This is a genomic window from Ruegeria sp. BC6, assembly GCF_056539185.1.
Map to the genome: position 1 here is coordinate 22066 of NZ_JBQFUM010000009.1, position 15638 is coordinate 37703.

Sequence of the window (15638 nt, forward strand, 5' to 3'; positions counted from 1 at the left end):
GTCAGCCGACGGCCACCCGCGGGCGGCCGCTGGCTTCGACGGTCAGCATCGCCTCGACGAAGACATCCTTGCCCTCGATCCGGGCGGTGCGGATGTCGCGGTTGACGATCACGCGGATATCCTCGGCCCCGGCCTCGCGCACGGCGCTTTCGGTCTCGCGCCGCAGTTCGGCCTCCAGCAGGGCCAGCGCGGGTTCGGGTGTGGGGAAATCCTGCGGACCTTCATTCAGATGCACGCGGTACCGGCCTTCGGACGGAGCGGTCACCGTGCCCGCCCGCCGCATGGTCAACCGCCCCACGACGGCCCCGATCGCGTTGGCCACCCCGGCATGGTCGGGCAGCACCATGGTACAGCGCAGACGCTCACCGACCGCCGGGTAATAGCTCGGCGCCGAGGCACCCAGCCCGACCACATCCACGTTCAGCCTCGTATCCAACGCCAGCAGACCGCGATGCCCGCGCAAGCCCCGCCGTGTCAGCACATGGCGCGCCAGATCCTCGGGCGGCAGGCCGAACGCCTCGGCTTCTTCCGCAAAAGCAGTCTCTAACAAGGTCAAAACGGTCTGTTCGGTCAACTGATCCACGATCATCCCGGCCAGTTCATCGGCCGAGCCCGCGAGCCGGTCGCCCGACCCCACACGCCGACGCGCAATCAACTCCAGCGCCTTGCGCGCGGCATCGGCATCCCAATCGGACAGACGCCCCAGAACGTGGCTGGCATCCGACGGCGTCACCCCCGAAACCTGAACGATCCCGCGATCCACCAGCCGGGTCAGAGCACCGTTTTCCATCCGGGTGCGCAACAGGGCGCTCAGGGACATAACCTTGTCCCCCAGCCGCTCCAGCAGCCCCGCCTCGCGCGGGCCCAGACCCTCGGCGTGGATGCCGGGCACGCGGCGGGCGAAACGGGTGTCGTGCTCGCCCACCGTGGTCGCGCGCAACTGCTCGTCCAGCGCGGCATGGACCACCCCGGGCGCCTCAGCCGCGATCAGCGACACCGGCAGCACCCGGCGCGGACCCAGGAACACACCGCCGCGCAGGCCCTCCGTCACCACATGCACCTGGCTGTCACCGCCCAGACCATGGGTGCGCATCGCCACCGCCTCGACCATGGTGCGGAACCCGCCAACCCGGGCGCCCGCCGGGTCGATCGCCGGCTTTCTATCGCGGATCAGCGCCACATCGGTCGTCGTCCCTCCGATATCCGATACCAGTGCGTCCTGAACTCCGGTCAGCCAGCGCGCCCCCACGATCGAGGCCGCCGGACCGCTGAGAATCGTTTCGATCGGCCGCTCCCGCGCCTGCTCGGCGCTCATCAAGGCGCCATCCCCGCGCACCACCATCATCGGCGCGTCGACGCCCAGCTCGAGCAGAACATCCTGCGCCCGGCCGATCAGACGGTCGATCATTCCGATCAGACGTGCATTCAGCACCGCCGTCACCGCACGTTTCGGCCCATTCAGCTTGGCCGACAACTGATGCGAGCAGGTCACCGGCGCGCCGGTTTTCTCAGTGATGATCCGCGCGACCTCAAGCTCATGCGCGGGATTGCGCGTGGCAAACTGGGCCGCAACCGCGAACCCGGAAATCCCGGACTGCTGGTCCAGAAATTCGGTCAACGCCCCTGTATCCAAAGGCGCGGCCTCAGCCCCGGCATGGCTGTGCCCACCCGAGATCACCAGCGCCGGGTCACCCTTCAGCGCATCGCGCAGCCCATGCCTGTCCAGATCGCCGTCCCGAAACCCGACATAGATCAGCGCAACGCGCCCGCCCTGCCCCTCGACCAGCGCGTTCGTGGCCAGCGTCGTCGACAGCGACGCCATCGAGATCTGAACGGGCGCGACCTGCGCCTGGTCCAGCACCGCCCGGATCGCCCGCCCGACGCCGATCGCCAGATCCTCGCGTGTGGTCAGGGACTTGGCCGAGGCGATCACCTCTTCCTCGTCCCGGATCAGCACCGCATCGGTGTAGGTTCCACCGGTATCCACGCCCAAAGCCAACGCCATCGGGATCTCCATCCTGTTCGCAGTCACGGGTGTAGCGGTTTGAACCGACGCGTCCAGCCTGTTTGCGGCATTCACGACAGTTGTTCGACCGCCCAGCGCGCCGCGTCGGCCACCGTGGGGTCGGCATCCTCGATCAACGCCTGCGCGACCGGAATCAACTCCGACGACCCGGAATTGCCGATGGCATACAGAACGTTTCGCACGAACCGGTCGCGCCCGATCCGCTTGATCGGAGAACCCGAGAATCTGGCCCGGAACGCCGCATCGTCCAACCCGGCCAGTTCCGCCAACGGCGGCGCCATCAGGTCTTGGCGCGCGGCATATCGGATGTCACTGGCCGCCACCGCGAACTTGTTCCACGGACAGGCGGCCAGGCAATCATCACAGCCATAGATCCGGTTGCCCAGCTTGCCGCGCAACTCCTGATCCACCGGCCCCTTGTGCTCGATGGTCAGATAGGAAATGCAGCGCCGCGCATCCAGTTGATAGGGCGCCGGAAAGGCATCCGTCGGACAGGCATCCAGACAGGCCCGACACGACCCGCAATGATCCACTTCCGGCGGGTCCGTCGGCAGGTCCAGAGTGGTGAAAACAGACCCTAAAAAGGCCCAGTTGCCCCACTCCCGGCTGACCAGATTGGTGTGTTTGCCCTGCCAGCCCAACCCGGCCGCATGGCCCAGTGCTTTCTCGGGCACCGGCGCGGTGTCGACGAACACCTTCACCTCGCCCCCGGCTTCGGCAATCAGCCACCGGGCCAGCCGCTTCAGCCGCTTTTTGACCAGATCATGGTAGTCTTTGTTCTGCGCATAGACCGAGATCGCCCCGCGATCGGGTCGGCCCAGAACCTCGGTCGGATCATGATCCGGCGTGTAACTCTCGGCCAGCATGATGACCGAGCGCGCCTCGGGCCACAGCTGCGCCGGATCCCCCCGCCAATGGGTCCGCTCGGCCATCCAACCCATCTGCCCGTGATAGCCGGCCGCCAGAAAGGCGGCCAACCGCACAGGCACTTCCGGCACGTCCCAGGGGCGGCAGATCCTGCACGACACGAACCCCTCGGCCCGGGCCTGCGCCACCAACCTGTCCTTCAATGCCGTCGCGCTTTTCATCTGGCCCAAAATATCCTCGGGGGTGAATTGGCCCAACGAGCCAAGAAGGGGCAGACAGCCCCCTGCCCCAACCTATCAGAAATCCAGGTCGGCGTAATGGGCAGGCGGGCGGAACCCCGGCACCTGATCCGCCAGGATCGACCGGAAGGCCGGGCGTGACTTGATCTTGGCGTACCAGTCCTTGACCACCTGGCTGCGGTTCCAATCCACGTCCGAAATGTAATCCAGAGACGACAAATGCGCGGCAGCGGCGAAATCGGCCAATGTCATCTGATCTCCGGCCAGCCAGCGCCGCTGATCCAGCAGCCAGGCCATGTAATCCAGATGGAATTTGATCGCCCGCGCGCCTTCCTTGACGTTCTTGCTGTCGGGATAACCCTGACCGGTTACTTTCTTATTCACCCGCTCGTACAGCAGCTTGGATGTCACTTCATGGTGGAATTTGTCATCAAACCAACTGACCAGACGGCGCACCTCGAACCGGGCTTCCGGAGTTTTCGGCATCAACGCCGGTTCCGGCCGTGTCTCTTCGATGTATTCGCAGATCGCCGCGCTTTCTGACATCACCCGGCCGTCCAGCCGCAGAACCGGGACCTTGGCCGCAGGGTTTCTGCGCAAGAAGTCCGGGGATTTTTCCCAGTACTTTTCCTCGACCAATTCGACTTCGATCTTCTTTTCCGCCAGTGACAGGCGGACTTTTCGACAAAAGGGGGACAGGGGAACGTGAAACAAACGCGCCATGTGGATCCATTCGAACCAATTGAGTACCGCTCAGCAATAGCCGCTGACGGGCGGAAGTTTCAATCCTCGAAGCAATCTGCGCGACCATCTGCGCGGATGGTGGCCGCTCCATCGCGGATCGCGGCGGCTCGTCTGCGGGTGTAAACCGACGGATCCGTGACCGAACGGTTTCGCGGTGACGGAAGGATTGCCGCCAGCCGCGCCGCCTGCACCGGGCTGAGTTGGGCGGAACTGACTCCAAAATTCTTGCGGGCGGCCGCCTCGATCCCGAACAGGCCCTCACCGGTCTCCGCCACGTTCAGATACACCTCGAGTATGCGCTTCTTGCTCCAGAAGATTTCGACGACCGGGGTCATGGAGGTCTCAAGCGCCTTGCGCACCCAACTGCGCCCCTGCCACAGAAAGACATTCTTGACCACCTGCTGAGAAATGGTCGACGCCCCGCGGTTGCCACCATCCTCAAGCGCATCGCGGATTGCGTTCACGTCAAAGCCCCAATGCAGGCAGAAATTCGCATCCTCGGCAGCAACGACCGACCGGGCCATGACCGGAGACATATCCTCGATCGCGACCCATTCCCGGTCCACCTTGCCGAGGCGGCGCCACTCGGACCAGATCGTATGGGTGATCGGCGGATTGACCACGGTGTAAAGCAAAACAAGCGCCACGAACGCCGCGGCCAGGGCACCGATGACACGCAGTACCCATCGCCGAATCCGAACGATGAGCGTTTCCGTTTTCCGAGACCGGGTTGCCTTTTTGGACTTACCGCGGGATTTGCGCGCTGCTTTCTTCGCCATGTTCCTGCTATACGCCGCAGCACCGGTATTTGGAACGGAATTATGACGCGATCAGCCGCCCTTCGCGCGGGCGCACCACGGGGCGGGCGGTTTTCGGACCACCGTCTTCCACCACTGCCAACTGCGGGAACAGGCGCAACAGCTCGGCCTGGGTTTCCCGGTCAGACCGCGTGACGGCGTGGCCGGGATAGTAGCTTTCGCTTTTGGCGCCGTTGGCGATGACGATCTCGTGTTGGTCGAACAACAGGTGGAAATACTCGATCTCGCCGCCTTCGACCCGGGTCACCGTCGTGCCGTTGACCAGGGAATGTGCGGCAATCAAAACCTCAGGGTGGCCGTAGAAATAAGCCGCGCGCCAATCGTCGATCAGCATCCGGTGTTGCGGCGAGAACAGAGTGTCACGGTCCAGTCCCAGGACCCCCGCGGCAAAGCGGATGGGGGCGGCGTTGCCCTCGGCCGCAACGGTGGTTCTGCCAACCCAGATCAGAGCCCGCGCGCCATTGTCGACCGTCGTGACCAGGTCACCGGCCTGCAGATCTTCGACGCGGCGCAATCCATCGGGTGTTTTTATCATTGTTCCGGCAGTAAAACACGGCGGCCCAAGCTCACCCGGAACCACCAGGGGACCTTCGGTATTGACGAAAGTCGTCGAGACAAGCGTTCCCTCTTGCAGCACCTGACCGTCCGTCGGGGTGAATACCCGACTGCCATCAGCCAGATAGAAGGTGATTCCCGTGTAGGTGACGTTCCCCACACCGGACACGTTGATCGTCACCGTATCGCCCGGCCAGGATCGGGTGACGTCGATGCCGTTGACCGAGTCATTGTCGGAACTGTCGATGTCGCCATCGTCGTTCTGGTCGACCAGATTGTACTTCTCAACCGTCAGAAGGGTCCCCGTTGCCGGCGGGCTGGCCGGATCCATGGCAAAGAACTGGTCAAGATAGGTCGTGGGCATGCGACGACTCCCTGGCGAAATTGGCGGCAAGCGGAAGCATTGGCGAAATTTCCAAACTTTCCGTGTACAGGCCTAGCGACACGCAATGTTTTTTCAAGAAATCCGGAAACGGGAGGGCACAAAACGAAAACCCCGCGTGTCTTTTCAAACACGCGGGGCGGGCTTCACAGGCGGTCTTACTCGGCCGGAACCGCCGCTGCCTCGTGGCTCAGCGGGTAGCTGAGTTTGTTCAGCATTTCCTTCGGACAGACCTGCAGGAAGTTCGACAGCTCGACATCCCAGTGCTGCAGGATGTCGGCGGCCTTGCGGCTGCCGGTCTCCGCGGCGTGACGCTCGATCAGCGACTTCAGCTGGGTCTCCCAATGCTCGACCGTTACGGGGCAGGTCACCAGGGTTTCCATGTTCATCAGCAACTGCGCCTTGCCTTCGGGGTCGTACAGATAGGCCATACCACCCGTCATCCCCGCGCCAAAGTTCGCACCGATGTCACCCAGAATCACCGCAACGCCGCCGGTCATGTACTCACACCCGTTCGAGCCGCAGCCCTCGACCACCACGGTGGCACCCGAGTTGCGCACGGCAAAGCGTTCACCAGCACGGCCAGCCGCGAACAGGTACCCGTCGGTCGCGCCGTACAGGACCGTGTTGCCGATGATCGTATTCCGGTCGGCCTGCAACGGGCTGACCTGCGGCGGACGCACGACGATGGTGCCGCCCGAAAGGCCCTTGCCCACATAGTCGTTGGCGTCACCCGACACTTCCAGTTTGAGCCCCGGCGCGGCGAAGGCGCCCAGCGACTGACCGGCCGAGCCTTGCAGTTTCACATGCAGGTGGTCCGGCTGGAACGTGTTGCGCATGCCAAAGTTCTGCACGATGTGGCTGGACACGCGAGTGCCGACCGTCCGGTGCGTGTTCTGCACGGCATAAGACAGCTGCATCTTCTCGCCATCCTTCAGGAACCGCGCCGCGTCGCGCACGATTTCAGAGTCCAGCGTATCGGGGACCGCGTTGCGGGGCTTGTCACGGTCATAGACGATGTTTTGCGCGCCATCGACGGTGATCAGCAGCGGATTCAGGTCCAGATCGTCCAGATGCGCCGACCCGCGGCTGACCTGCGCCAGCAGATCGGCCCGACCGATGATTTCGTCGACCGACCGTGCGCCGAGGCTGGCCAGGATCTCGCGCACTTCCTGTGCGTAGAAGGTGATCAGGTTCACCACCTTGTCGGCATTGCCGGTGAACTTGGCGCGCAGGGATTCGTCTTGCGTACAGACGCCCACCGGACAGGTGTTCGACTGGCACTGACGCACCATGATGCAGCCCATAGCGATCAGGGCGGCGGTGCCGATGCCGTATTCCTCGGCCCCCATCATCGCGGCCATGACGATATCGCGCCCCGTGCGCAACCCGCCATCGGTGCGCAGGGTAACCCGGTCGCGCAGGTTGTTCATCGCCAGAACCTGGTGCGCCTCGGTCAGGCCCATCTCCCACGGCAGGCCGGCATATTTGATGCTGGTCGCGGGCGATGCCCCGGTGCCGCCATTGTGGCCCGAGATCAGGATGATGTCGGCCTTGGCCTTGGCCACCCCGGCGGCGATCGTGCCGACGCCCGACGACGCCACCAGTTTCACCGTCACCTTGGCGCGCGGGTTGATCTGCTTGAGGTCATAGATCAGCTGCGCCAGATCCTCGATCGAGTAGATGTCGTGATGCGGCGGCGGCGAGATCAGCGTCACGCCCTTGGTCGAGTGACGCAGGCGCGCGATCAGATCGGTGACCTTCATGCCGGGCAGCTGGCCGCCCTCGCCGGGCTTGGCACCCTGGGCCACCTTGATTTCCAGCTCTTCGCACTGGTTGAGGTATTCGGCGGTCACGCCGAACCGGCCCGAGGCCACCTGCTTGATTTTGGCCGAGGGGTTGTCGCCATTCGGCTCGGGCACGAAGTGAGCGGGATCTTCACCACCTTCACCCGAGTCGGATTTCGCACCGATCCGGTTCATCGCCACGTTCAGCGTCTTGTGCGCCTCGGGGCTGAGCGCGCCCAGCGACATGCCCGGGGTGACAAAGCGCTTGCGGATCGAGGTGATCGACTCGACCTCTTCGATCGGGATCGGCTTGCCCAACGGTTTGAAATCCATCAGGTCGCGCAGATGGATCGGCGGGTTGGCCTGCATCTTGGCCGAATACTGCTTCCACAGCTCGTACGAGGCGCGGTTGCAGGCCATCTGCATCATGTGCATCGAGGTCGCTTCCCACGCATGTGTCTCACCGGATTTGCGGGCCTTGTAGAAGCCACCGATGGGCAGAACATCCAGGCCACTCTCCCAGCCTTTGGCGTGGATTTCTTCGGCCTTGGACTGGATGCCGGTGACGCCGATGCCCGAGATCCGGCTGGTCATGCCGGGGAAATACTCGGCCACCATGGCGCGGCTCAAGCCCACGGCCTCGAAATTCAGGCCGCCGCGATAGGACGAGATCACTGAGATGCCCATCTTGGCCATGATCTTCAGCAGACCCTGGTCGATCGCCTCGCGGTAACGTGCGACGTTTTCGGTCAGGCTGCCTTCCAGCAACCCGCGTTCGATCCGGTCGGCCAGCGAATCCTCGGCCAGGTAGGCGTTCACCACGGTCGCGCCACAGCCGATCAGTACTGCGAAATAATGCGGGTCGATGCATTCCGCCGAGCGTACGTTCAACGAACAGAAGGTCCGCAGGCCCTGACGGATCAAGTGCGAGTGAACCGCGCTGGTGGCCAGGATCATCGGCATCGCCACTTTGCCGGGGCCGGAATACTGGTCGGTCAGCACCAGGTGACCCGCGCCCGAACGCACGGCCTCCTCCGCCTCGGCGCGGATGCGCGCCAACGCGGCGCTCAGCGCGCCGGTGCCGGGTTCGAAGGTACAGTCGATCTCGGCCAGCGGCGCGTCGAAATTCGCCACCAGTTCTTCCCACTGGGCATTGCCGACAAAGGGGCTTTCCAGCACCACGATCTCGGTCTGGCTGCTGTCCTCGTCCAGCACGTTCTTGAGGTTGCCGAACCGCGTCTTCAGCGACATCACGCGGTATTCGCGCAGGCTGTCGATGGGCGGGTTGGTCACCTGGCTGAAGTTCTGGCGGAAGAAATGGCTGAGCGGCCGGTACTGTTTGGACAGAACCGCCGAGGGCGTGTCGTCGCCCATTGAGGCGATCGCCTCTTTGCCGTCCTCGGCCATCGGTGCGAGGATCTGCTCCAGTTCCTCGACCGTGTAGCCCGCCGCGATCTGGCGCTTGCGCAGCTCTTCACCGGTAAACAGCGGCTTTTCGGCAACCTTCGCCAGCTTTTCGTCCAGATCGTTGATCTTGCTGACCCATTCGCCGAACGGCAGGGCCGCGGCCAGCTTGTCCTTGATCTGCTTGTCGCGATACAGCTTGCCCTTCTTCATGTCGACGGCCAGCATCTGGCCCGGACCCAGCGCGCCTTTTTCCTTAACGCTGGCCTCGTCGATCGGGACCATGCCCGCCTCGGACCCGGCGATCACCAGACCGTCGCCGGTGACGACATAGCGCATCGGGCGCAGGCCGTTGCGGTCCAGCCCGGCGCAGACCCAGCGGCCATCCGTCATGGCCAGCGCGGCGGGGCCGTCCCACGGCTCCATCACCGAGTTGCAGTAGGAATACATGTCGCGCCAGGCCTGCGGCAGTTCCACCGCCTGTTTCGACCAGCTTTCCGGCACCAGCATCGTCTTGGCCATCGGGGCCGAGCGGCCCGCGCGAACCAGAACCTCGAACACCGAATCCAGCGCCGCCGAATCCGACGACCCACCGGCGATGATCGGCTTGATGTCTTCGGCATAGTCGCCAAAGGTCGCCGAGGCCATGCGGATCTCGTGGCTTTTCATCCAGTTGATGTTGCCCTTCAGCGTGTTGATCTCGCCGTTATGCGCCAGCATCCGGAACGGCTGCGCCAGCCACCATTGCGGGAAAGTGTTGGTGGAATAGCGCTGGTGATAGATCGCGAAGGCCGACTCGAAACGCTCGTCCATCAGGTCGGGGTAGAATACGGCGACCTGCTCGGCCAGCATCATGCCCTTGTAGATGATCGACCGGCAGCTGAGCGAGGCCAGGTACAGACCCGAAATCCCCGCGGCGGCGGCCGCTTTCTCGATCCGGCGGCGGATGACGTACAGCTCGCGCTCGAACGTGTCCTCGTCAACGCCCTTGGAATTCGAGATCAGGATCTGCTCGATCTCGGGCCGGGTCGCGTTGGCCTTTTCGCCCAGGCAGGTGACATCCACCGGCACATGACGCCAGCCATAGATGTAGTAACCCATCCGCAGAACTTCGGTTTCCACGATCGTCCGGCAGCGCTCCTGCGCGCCAAAATCGGTGCGCGGCAGGAACACCTGGCCCACGGCGATCAGCTCGTCCATCTTGGGCTCGTGTCCGGTGCGGCGGATCTGGTCATAGAAGAAAGGGGCCGGGATCTGCACATGGATACCCGCGCCGTCGCCGGTCTTGCCGTCGGCATCCACCGCGCCGCGGTGCCAGATCGCCTTGAGCGCGTCGATGCCGGCCTCGACCACCTTGCGGCTTTTCTTGCCGTCAACCGAAACCACCAGGCCGACCCCGCACGAGGAATGCTCCTCCTGCTCGGAATACAGGCCATTTTCGGCCATCCACTTGCGCTTGGCTTCCTCGGCCCGGACCCAATCGGCATCATATTTCGTCATTGGTTGTCTCCTTCTTCCGACGGGGCGTACATGGCCATGACCTCGGCTTCGGTCATCTGGCGGCGTTCACCTGCGAACGCGTAACCCTCGGGCTTTTTGTCGATGTAGAGTTCAAGTTTCAGCGTGTTGCCAGCCGCGTTGTCGAACAGGCCGGCCGCGATCTGTGTCTGGCCGTGCATCTCGCCCGGCAGGGTGATCCGGTACCACAGGACCGATCCGCATTCTTCGCAGAAGGCGCGTTCGGCCCAGTCCGAAGAGGTGAAGGTCTTGACCGGCCCCAGCGCCGCATAGCCCGGCTGCGCCGGAAAGGTGACCAGCGCGCTGCTGGTCCAGCGGCGGCACATGTCGCAATGGCAGGCGCCCAGCGCGTCGCGGGCGGGGGTCGCGGTCACGGTGACCGCACCGCACATGCATTGGCCTTGCAATTCGGGCATCCTGTCCCTCCTGTCGCTGGGCTGTAGGTTATTCTGCGGCAAGCGCAGCCTTGCCGTTGAACCGGTCGATGATGGCTTGCGCGCAGTCGCGGCCGTCGCGGATCGCCCAGACCACCAGCGAGGCGCCGCGCACGATGTCACCGATGGCATAGACACCGTCCATCTCGGTCTCGCCGGTTTCGAACGCGGCCTTGATGGTGCCCCAGCGGGTCACGGGCAGGTCGGGCTGGCCGAACAGGGTGGGCAGGTCCTCGGGCTCGAAGCCCAGCGCCTTGATGACCAGATCGGCCTCTTCGACGTAATCCGCGCCCTCGATCACTTCGGGCGCCTGGCGGCCGGTGGCGTCGGGTTGGCCCAGGCGCATCTTCTGCACCATCACGCCGGTGACCCGCTCATCGCCAACAAACCCCTTGGGCGCGCTGAGCCATTCGAAGATCACGCCCTCTTCCTCGGCGTTCTGGGTTTCGCGCTGTGAACCCGGCATGTTGGCCCGGTCGCGGCGATACAGACATTTGACCGAGGTCGCACCCTGACGGATCGAGGTGCGGACGCAATCCATCGCCGTATCACCGCCGCCGATCACGACCACCTTCTTGCCCTCGGCGTTCAGGCGGCCATCGTCGAACTCGGGAACCTCGTCACCAAAGCTTTTGCGGTTCGAGGCAGTCAGGAAATCGATCGCCTTTTCGATACCGGGCAGGCCGCTGCCGGGCATAGACAGATCCCGCGACTTGTAGACGCCCGTCGCAATGATCACGGCGTCATGTTTTGCGTGGATTTCGGCGAACTTGGCAGCGTCGACGTCACAGTTCAGTTCAAAAGTGACGCCACCCTCGGCCAGCAGGTCGTTTCGGCGTTGAACCACGTCCTTTTCCAGCTTGAAGCCCGGAATGCCGTACATCAGCAGCCCGCCCGCGCGATCATAGCGGTCATAGACCGTGACCTGAATCCCGGCCCGGCGCAGCATGTCCGCTGCCGCCAGACCACCGGGTCCGCCCCCGATGATGCCCACGCTTTCGGAACGTTCGGCGGTTGGAGCGACAGGCTTGACCCAGCCTTCCTCCCACGCGGTGTCGGTGATGTATTTCTCGACCGCACCGATGGTGACGGTGCCATGGCCCGATTGCTCAATCACGCAGTTGCCCTCGCACAGACGGTCCTGTGGGCAGATGCGGCCGCAGATCTCGGGGAAGGTATTGGTGGCCTGGCTTGTCTGATAGGCTTCTTCCAGCCGTCCGGTAGCGGTCAGGCGCAGCCAGTCCGGGATGTTGTTGTGCAGCGGGCAGTGCGACTGACAGTACGGCACACCGCATTGGCTGCAACGGCTGGCCTGCTCGGCGGCTTTTTCGGCAGCGTACTCGGCATAGATTTCATGGAAGTCCGCTCTGCGATCGGTTGCGGCGCGCTTTTCAGGCATGTCACGATCGATCTGCACAAATTTCAGCATCGGTTGCTTGGCCACGGTCAGACTCCATGAATTGGCTTGGTCGGATTTCTTTATGCGAAGCCAATTCGGATGAAAAGTCAATTGTACTGACCTAAATTGGAAAAAATCAGAAAGATCGATCTCTTTCGGCGACTTTCTGTTCATTTTTAGGACCACTTCGGACCTAAATCCTGACTTTCTTTTTGCTGGTCGCGCTTATACGCCTTGAATGCAAAGAACGCAGGCGCAAACACGGGCGGGCAGATGAGTCTTTTTCAGCTGATTCTGGTGGCGATCATCCAGGGGATCACCGAGTTTCTGCCGATTTCGTCATCAGGCCACCTGATCCTGCTGCCCAGCCTCACCGGAATGGAAGACCAGGGCCTGGCCATCGACGTCGCGGTTCATGTGGGTACATTGGGCGCGGTGGTTCTGTATTTCTGGAGCGACGTGAAACTGGCCCTAGCGGGCCTGCCACGTGCTTTGCGCGGTCGCATCGACACCCCACAGTCCCGACTGGCCCTTGCCTTGATCGTGGCCACCATCCCGACCGTTATCGTCGGTGCCATCCTGCACCTGACCGGCCTCAGCAGTGCGATGCGGTCCGTGGCGGTGATCGGGTGGGCGATGCTGGTTTTTGGATTGCTGCTGTATTGGATGGACCAGAAGGGCCCCCAGACCAAAGAGGCCGCCGATTGGGGGCTGCGGGACGCGGTTGTTCTGGGTCTGTGGCAGGTCCTGGCGCTGATTCCCGGCACCTCGCGGTCGGGGATCTGCATCACTGGCGCGCGGCACTTGGGGTATACCCGCGAGGACGGCGCGCGCATCGCGATGCTGATGTCGATCCCTACAATCATCGCCTCGGGCGCGCTGCTGTCGCTGGACGTGATCGGGCAGGCCAACGCTCAGCTGGCCAAGGACAGCGCTATTGCAGCCGTGTTCGCCTTTGTTTCGGCCCTGTTGGCGCTGAGCCTGATGATGCGTCTGCTGCGTAGCGTCAGCTTCACGCCATATGTGATCTATCGCGTGATCTTGGGTACGATCCTGCTGATTGTCGCTTACAGCTGATCAGATGCGCAGGTTCCGGGCCGAGTTCTGGATGTCGTCGTACTGACCCGACGGGCGGAATTTCCATAGGTATTCCGGCAGAACCGATTCCAGCGAAGCAGGCTCGATCCCCAGATCGGCAAAACCCTTCGCTCCTTCGGACACCACATTGTCACGGCGCAGGTTCTTCAACTGGTCGCGGGTCAGGATGTTGTTCGGAAACAGCTGGAAGCTGATGAATTTCAGCATGTCCAGAACCCCGGCCATGATCCGCCCAACCCAGAACGGCAGACCGATGATGATGCGGCGGCGGTGGATCACCTCGAGCATCTGCTGCATCAGCTCGCGGAAGGTCTTGGCCTCGGGCCCACCCAATTCGTAGACGCCCGGTGCGGCCTGACCCAGCACGCCCTTGACCGCGGCCTGCGCCACGTCATCCACAAACACCGGCTGGAACCGGGTGTCGGCGCCAAAGATCGGAAGGAAGGGCGAGATACGGGTCATGCCGGCGAAACGGTTGAAGAACTGATCTTCGGTCCCGAAGATCACCGAGGGTCGCAGGATCACGGCATCGGGCATGTGGGTCAGCACAGCAGCCTCACCTGCGGCCTTGGTGCGGGCGTATTCGCTGTCGGAATTCGCGTCAGCACCGACGGCCGAAATGTGGACCATGCGGGAAATACCTTGCTCGGCCGCCAGACGGGCGATGCGGCCCGCGCCTTCGGCTTGCACGGCGCCAAATCCATTCTTTCCCAGTTCGTTCAGAACGCCCACGCAGTTGACGACCGCATCGGCGCCATGCATCGCACTGGCCACCGAGGCATCGTCGCGGATATTGCACAGAATTGGCTCGACCTGGCCCACGACGCCATAGGTCTTGACGAAGATCGCTTCGTTCGGACGGCGGACCGCCACCCGTACACGCCACCCTTCGTTCGCCATGCGTCGCGCGATATAGCGGCCGACGAATCCCGATCCACCGTAAATCGTGACCAGTTTGGACATGGTTGGGCTCCTGCTGTGTAGGTCTTGTTCCGATCTACCGCTCCAAAGCCCGGCAAACAAGGCGCAATAACGCCGCGCATAAGGCAAAAAACACTGCCGGAACCGACGGGATCGCGCCGCGAGAAGGTGACCGAAAAAAAACTTTCGATAATCCGTTCGAATCCTGTTGACGCCCTCGGCGAGTAGGCTTAAACGCCCCTCCACGACACCTGCCCAGGTGGCGGAATTGGTAGACGCGCTAGCTTCAGGTGCTAGTGTCCGTATGGACGTGGAGGTTCGAGTCCTCTCCTGGGCACCATATCCCCGAAAAGATTTGACGACCGCGCAAACCACCCTCGAACGGGTGGTCGGCTCTCATTCCGTCTTCTGCAATTCCTCCATCTCGCGGCGACGGATCTTTGCCTGTGACCGCACCCGCTTGATGAATTGCTGGGGAAGGTCCGGTCCGCGCAGCGCCGCGTAGGCCTTGCTGGTCGGGTCGCCGATCAGGTCGGCGTATTTGACCCATGTGCAGAAGGCGAAGACATCGCGCAGGCTCACATGCTCACGGGTGTTGCTGTCCCGGGCCTGTGCCGGAAGCTTGATCGACCTGAAATAGGCCTTTTCGATAGCGGGCCATTGCGGATCGGGAACGAACTCGGGCGCGTCATCGGTTTCCGGAAATTTGAATGCTGGATACTTCTGCCCGTATTCCGAACATCCGTGCGAGATCTTGCTGCTGATTCCTTCAATGCCATGCTTGGCCTGAAGATCGCGGAACGCCTGCAGGCAGGCGCGCACGTCATCAACGGTGTCGCAATAGATATAGGCCTTGTACGGAAATTTGATCCCGTCGCGCAGCTCGATCATGCATTTGCGGGCGTTGTCATTGGGTAGATCCAGCTTAAGCAACAGGGCATAGGTCTGGAACATCGCACGCAGGTCATGCGGCAAAATCTGTACCTTGTAGCAGTCATTGCAAAGAGCCGGGATAGCGCCGGTCTCTTTGAAGAAGTCCAGAAAAACGCCGCAATAGGCGTTCTGCCCGCGTACCTTGAGGACGCGCCCAGAAAAGACCTGCCCGATCGGCACCGCTTGCGAAACTCCGCGGCTTCGCAATGCAGCCAACCATGCGCGGTACTGTTTGACCATGTGCTCGGGCTCAAATAGATCCGCCTGCCAATCGGCGCCCAGCGAGGTAACGATGTCCGCTTGTGCCGCAGAAAAACGCCCGGCCGAACCCGGAGCCTTGGGCGCATGTTCCAGCCGTGTGACCAGCTGACGAATCGACTTGAGGTCAGCGGGCTTCATCACCAGCCAATTCTCAAGTTCGGCAATTTTCGAGGTGGGGGGCACCACTGTCTCCTGCTGCATCATCGCCAAACGCTATGCAGGTGCATACCCCCCTCACGCAATTCGTCAACC

The 15638-nt window shown here is 62.8% G+C and carries 11 protein-coding genes and 1 tRNA gene; 2 read left to right on the forward strand and 10 right to left on the reverse strand.

The window, feature by feature from the left end; translation table 11 throughout:
* Position 1 precedes the first annotated feature (1 nt).
* The 8 genes from ACR0MM_RS18365 to ACR0MM_RS18400 form a co-directional block, all read right to left on the reverse strand.
* On the reverse strand, positions 2-2005 hold the full coding sequence (locus ACR0MM_RS18365) for a hydantoinase/oxoprolinase N-terminal domain-containing protein (protein ID WP_480697825.1): 2004 nt from the start codon (positions 2003-2005) through the stop codon (positions 2-4).
* A gap of 71 nt (positions 2006-2076) precedes the next feature.
* Positions 2077-3114, reverse strand: a complete 1038-nt coding sequence (gene queG, locus ACR0MM_RS18370) for a tRNA epoxyqueuosine(34) reductase QueG (RefSeq protein ID WP_480697827.1) — start codon at positions 3112-3114, stop codon at positions 2077-2079.
* 75 nt (positions 3115-3189) lie between these two features.
* A complete protein-coding gene (gene fzlA / locus ACR0MM_RS18375) occupies positions 3190-3855 on the reverse strand; it encodes an FtsZ-binding protein FzlA (protein WP_093963811.1) in 666 nt (221 codons plus the stop codon).
* A gap of 59 nt (positions 3856-3914) precedes the next feature.
* Positions 3915-4655 (reverse strand): monofunctional biosynthetic peptidoglycan transglycosylase, encoded by a 741-nt coding sequence (gene mtgA / locus ACR0MM_RS18380; protein ID WP_170433449.1) that lies wholly within the window; start codon positions 4653-4655, stop codon positions 3915-3917.
* 40 nt (positions 4656-4695) lie between these two features.
* Positions 4696-5613: a Hint domain-containing protein gene (locus ACR0MM_RS18385; protein ID WP_480697830.1), complete on the reverse strand. Its 918-nt coding sequence runs from the start codon at positions 5611-5613 to the stop codon at positions 4696-4698.
* A 176-nt stretch (positions 5614-5789) separates the two neighbouring features.
* Complete coding sequence (gene gltB, locus ACR0MM_RS18390) at positions 5790-10322, reverse strand: glutamate synthase large subunit (protein ID WP_480697832.1); 4533 nt, start codon at positions 10320-10322, stop codon at positions 5790-5792.
* Positions 10319-10756, reverse strand: a complete 438-nt coding sequence (locus ACR0MM_RS18395; protein WP_480636895.1) for a GFA family protein — start codon at positions 10754-10756, stop codon at positions 10319-10321. The genes gltB and ACR0MM_RS18395 overlap by 4 nt, the downstream gene beginning before the upstream one ends.
* 28 nt (positions 10757-10784) lie before the next feature.
* Entirely contained in the window at positions 10785-12218 is a 1434-nt protein-coding gene (locus tag ACR0MM_RS18400) for an NAD(P)-dependent oxidoreductase (protein ID WP_480697835.1), read from the reverse strand.
* A gap of 228 nt (positions 12219-12446) precedes the next feature.
* On the opposite strand from ACR0MM_RS18400, the gene ACR0MM_RS18405 reads away from it, so the two are divergent.
* On the forward strand, positions 12447-13250 hold the full coding sequence (locus ACR0MM_RS18405; RefSeq protein WP_480697837.1) for an undecaprenyl-diphosphate phosphatase: 804 nt from the start codon (positions 12447-12449) through the stop codon (positions 13248-13250).
* Here the strand turns inward: ACR0MM_RS18405 and ACR0MM_RS18410 are convergent, their stop codons facing one another.
* A complete protein-coding gene (locus ACR0MM_RS18410) occupies positions 13251-14234 on the reverse strand; it encodes a complex I NDUFA9 subunit family protein (protein ID WP_480697839.1) in 984 nt (327 codons plus the stop codon).
* A gap of 211 nt (positions 14235-14445) precedes the next feature.
* On the opposite strand from ACR0MM_RS18410, the gene ACR0MM_RS18415 reads away from it, so the two are divergent.
* Positions 14446-14532, forward strand: a tRNA-Leu gene (locus ACR0MM_RS18415).
* Positions 14533-14588: 56 nt separating this feature from the next.
* Here ACR0MM_RS18415 and ACR0MM_RS18420 read toward each other — a convergent pair.
* Positions 14589-15569, reverse strand: a complete 981-nt coding sequence (locus tag ACR0MM_RS18420) for a hypothetical protein (RefSeq protein WP_480697841.1) — start codon at positions 15567-15569, stop codon at positions 14589-14591.
* Positions 15570-15638: the final 69 nt, after the last annotated feature.